This is a genomic window from Aeromicrobium sp., from assembly GCF_036676885.1.
Lineage (GTDB): Bacteria > Actinomycetota > Actinomycetes > Propionibacteriales > Nocardioidaceae > Aeromicrobium.
This window is the reverse complement of record NZ_JAKFCB010000098.1, coordinates 1-2,944: the sequence shown is the minus strand read 5'-3', so window position 1 is coordinate 2,944 and position 2,944 is coordinate 1. Positions and strand designations below refer to the sequence as shown.

Sequence of the window (2,944 nt, the reverse complement as noted above, 5' to 3'; positions counted from 1 at the left end):
CCGAGCGCGTCCGCGATCGTCAGCCGTACTCCCACGTCTGTGGTCATGAGTTCCTCACCGCTTTCTCGTACAGGGTGCTCAGTCTGCCCTCGGGGTCGTATCGCCTGCGGGCGGCGGCGAGCACCTCGCCGCCATACATCTGCTCGAACGTCTCCTGGTCGTAGAACGCCTCGGAGTAGAGGGACTTGTGCCCGCCGAGGTCGTGCACGAAGTCTTCGATCTTGCGATTGATCATGCCCTCGGGAGAGCCCGCCGGCACCTCGACGGTGCCCCAGAACCCGACGTTGACGTAGGTCTCGCCGGGTGTCAGCGGGTAGACCGGCCAGGTCCGGGTCGTACGCAGCGGGCACAGCCACACCGGGCGCATGCCGACCTCGGCGTCGAACCACTCGAGGAACTCCGGCAGCCGGTCGACCGGCACCTCGACGTCCTGGATGACGCGCTCGCGCCCCGGCACCTTCTTGATCCGGTCGAGCACCTTGCTGAGGCCGATCTTCTCGTCGAGCCCGACGAGCCGGTGGTAGACGTCGCTGCGCCGCCACCTGGTCGGCCAGACCCGGCGGACCCAGGCGTTCTGCGCGCCGAACGCACCCGAGCACCAGAACCAGTCGGTGTCCCAGCGCCAGATGTAGTCGTTCATCGTCAGGGCGTCGGTCTCACGGGCCTGGATCGACTTGTAGTAGATCTGCTGGCCCGTGTAGTCGCTGACCGTCTGCGGGACGCCGGTGCTCTGTTCATCCAAGAAGTGCGCCAGGGTCAGGTAGATCTCGTGGGGGCTGAACGCCGTGCCGTCGAGGCCGTCAACGCGTTCGCCGTGCCACTCCCCCGTCTCGGCGATGACCTCGATCGCCTTGACCGCCGCGGAGGCGTCGGCGACCTGCACGTGTCGCAGGCTGACGAAGGGCGGGACCTTCTCGAGCTTGATCTTGAGCCGGGTGGCGTAGCCGAGGCTGCCGTAGGAGTTGGGGAACGCCTCGAACAGGTCGGCGTGGTCGCCCTCGGGGGCCGCCGTGACGATCTCGCCCGAGCCCGTGAGGATGTCCAGCTCGAGCACCGACTCGTGCGGGAGGCCGTTGCGGAACGACGTCGACTCGATGCCGAGCCCCGTCACCGCTCCCCCGAGCGTGATCGTGCGCAGCTGCGGGACGACGTAGGGGATGAAGCCGTGAGGCAGGGTCTCGGCGACGAGCTGCTCGTAGGTGCAGATGCCCTGCACGTCGGCGGTCTGCGCCTCGGTGTCGATCGCGATGACGCCGTCGAGACCGCTGACGTCGAGGCCGGGCGAGTCATTGCCCTGGCGCGGGCGGAACAGGTTGGACGTCTTCTTGGCCAGGCGTATGCGATCTCCGGGCGCTATCCGCCCGTAGGACGCCAGCAACCGGTCAACGGCTTCCCCATGGGCCTGCCAACCTTTCACGACATTCAGGTTAGACCCGGGCGGGGACATCGCGCTTCGCAGGTCGGCCTAGGAGACAGCAAGGTAACGAATTGCGGCGGCGTAGCCCTCGAGGCCCATGCCCATGACAACGGCAGCGGCGATGTCGCTGAGATAGGACGTGTGGCGGAACGACTCGCGGGCGTGCACGTTGCTGAGGTGCACCTCGACGAGCGGTGCGTCGAGCTGGCTCGCGGCGTCGCGCACCGCGATCGACGTATGGGTCCAGGCCCCGGCATTGAGGATCACCGGCGAACCCGCGTCGGCGGCAGCGTGCAGCCAACCGATCATCTCGGACTCGCTGTCGGTCTGGCGTACGTCGATCTCCAGCCCGCACTCCTTGGCGACCTCTTCGCAGCGTGCCACCAGGTCGGCGTACGTCGCGGTGCCGTAGACCGCGGGCTCACGCACACCGAGACGGCCGAGGTTGGGGCCGTTGAGGACGAGGACCGTCATGCGTTCACCTCTGCAGTTGCCAGACCAGGACTTCGCCACCGTCGCCGGCAGCACTCAGATCGTACGCGCCCCCGTCCGTCAGGCGGGCCTCATCGCCGCTCGTCAGCGTGGTGCCGCCGAGCTCGACCGAGCCGGCCGTGACATGGGCGAGGCTGCGGCGGGCCGCGGGGACGGTCACGGACTGCCCGGCACCCAGACGTACGACGAACAGCTCCGCTCCCGTGTGGACGTCAACCGTCGGGGTCAGCTCGCCGGGCTGCGGCTCGACGTCGACCTGGGCGTACTCGGGCTCGGCGTCGTGGTCGGAGGTCAGCATCATCTGCACGAAGACCAGCGGCACGTCGCCGGAGGCGTTCTTCTCCGAGTGCTGGACGCCCGTGCCGGCGCTGAGACGTTGCGCGGTGCCCGGCCGGATGATGCCGCGATGCCCCGTGCCGTCCTCGTGCTGGAGCGCGCCCTCGAGGACCCACGTCACGATCTCGACGTCGGCATGGTGGTGCAGCTCGTAGCCGCGACCGGCGTCGATGCGTTCGGTGTTGATCGCGATGAGCGGGCCGAAGCCGATGTTGTCGGGGTCGTAGTGCGCGCCGTAGGAGAAGCTGTGCCACGTCGACACCCCGTCGCCGTCGGTGCGGAAACGGTCGTCGGCTCGGCGGATCTCAGGCATAGCCCAGCTCGTGCAACCGGTCGTCCTCGATGCCGAAGTGATGGGCGATCTCGTGCACGACCGTGATGCCCACCTCCTCGACGACGTCCTGCTCGGTGTCGCAGATCGCCAGGGTCGGATTGCGGTAGACGTAGATGCGGTCTGGCATGACCCCGCCGTACGACGTGTCGCGCTCGGTCAGCGGTATGCCGTCGTAGAAGCCCAGCAACGTCGGGTCGTCAGCGGGCGCATCGTCCTCGATGAACAGCACGACGTTGTCGAGCAGCGCCGCGAGCTCGGTCGGCACCGCGGCGAACGCGGCCTCGACGAGCTCGGCGAAGCGATCCTCGCTGACCTCGATCATGGTTCCATCCTGCCTGATGCGGTTTGGGTGGCAACTGCGTCAC

Annotated in this window: 4 protein-coding genes; all 4 read right to left on the bottom strand. The window is 68.0% G+C overall.

Features of this window, described 5'->3' with window-relative positions; genetic code table 11:
* Window positions 1-43: 43 nt before the first annotated feature.
* From V6M46_RS05110 to V6M46_RS05095, 4 genes are read right to left on the bottom strand one after another with little or no spacing between them, the layout of a single operon-like run.
* Complete coding sequence (locus V6M46_RS05110) at window positions 44-1,417, bottom strand: FAD-binding oxidoreductase (protein WP_332662699.1); 1,374 nt, start codon at window positions 1,415-1,417, stop codon at window positions 44-46.
* A 48-nt stretch (window positions 1,418-1,465) separates the two neighbouring features.
* Window positions 1,466-1,891: a type II 3-dehydroquinate dehydratase gene (aroQ, locus tag V6M46_RS05105; RefSeq protein WP_332662698.1), complete on the bottom strand. Its 426-nt coding sequence runs from the start codon at window positions 1,889-1,891 to the stop codon at window positions 1,466-1,468.
* 4 nt (window positions 1,892-1,895) lie between these two features.
* Window positions 1,896-2,558, bottom strand: coding sequence for a pirin family protein (locus V6M46_RS05100; protein WP_332662697.1), 663 nt, complete (start codon window positions 2,556-2,558; stop codon window positions 1,896-1,898).
* Complete coding sequence (locus V6M46_RS05095) at window positions 2,551-2,901, bottom strand: metallopeptidase family protein (RefSeq protein ID WP_332662696.1); 351 nt, start codon at window positions 2,899-2,901, stop codon at window positions 2,551-2,553. Before V6M46_RS05095 ends, V6M46_RS05100 begins: the two co-directional genes overlap by 8 nt.
* Between the last annotated feature and the right edge of the window lie 43 nt (window positions 2,902-2,944).

What these genes read in the sequence shown, in the direction of transcription:
- aroQ (WP_332662698.1), bottom strand. Translation starts at nt 1,891, where the DNA reads ATGACGGTCCTCGTCCTCAACGGCCCCAACCTCGGCCGTCTCGGTGTG.
- V6M46_RS05095 (WP_332662696.1), bottom strand. Translation starts at nt 2,901, where the DNA reads ATGATCGAGGTCAGCGAGGATCGCTTCGCCGAGCTCGTCGAGGCCGCG.
- V6M46_RS05100 (WP_332662697.1), bottom strand. Translation starts at nt 2,558, where the DNA reads ATGCCTGAGATCCGCCGAGCCGACGACCGTTTCCGCACCGACGGCGAC.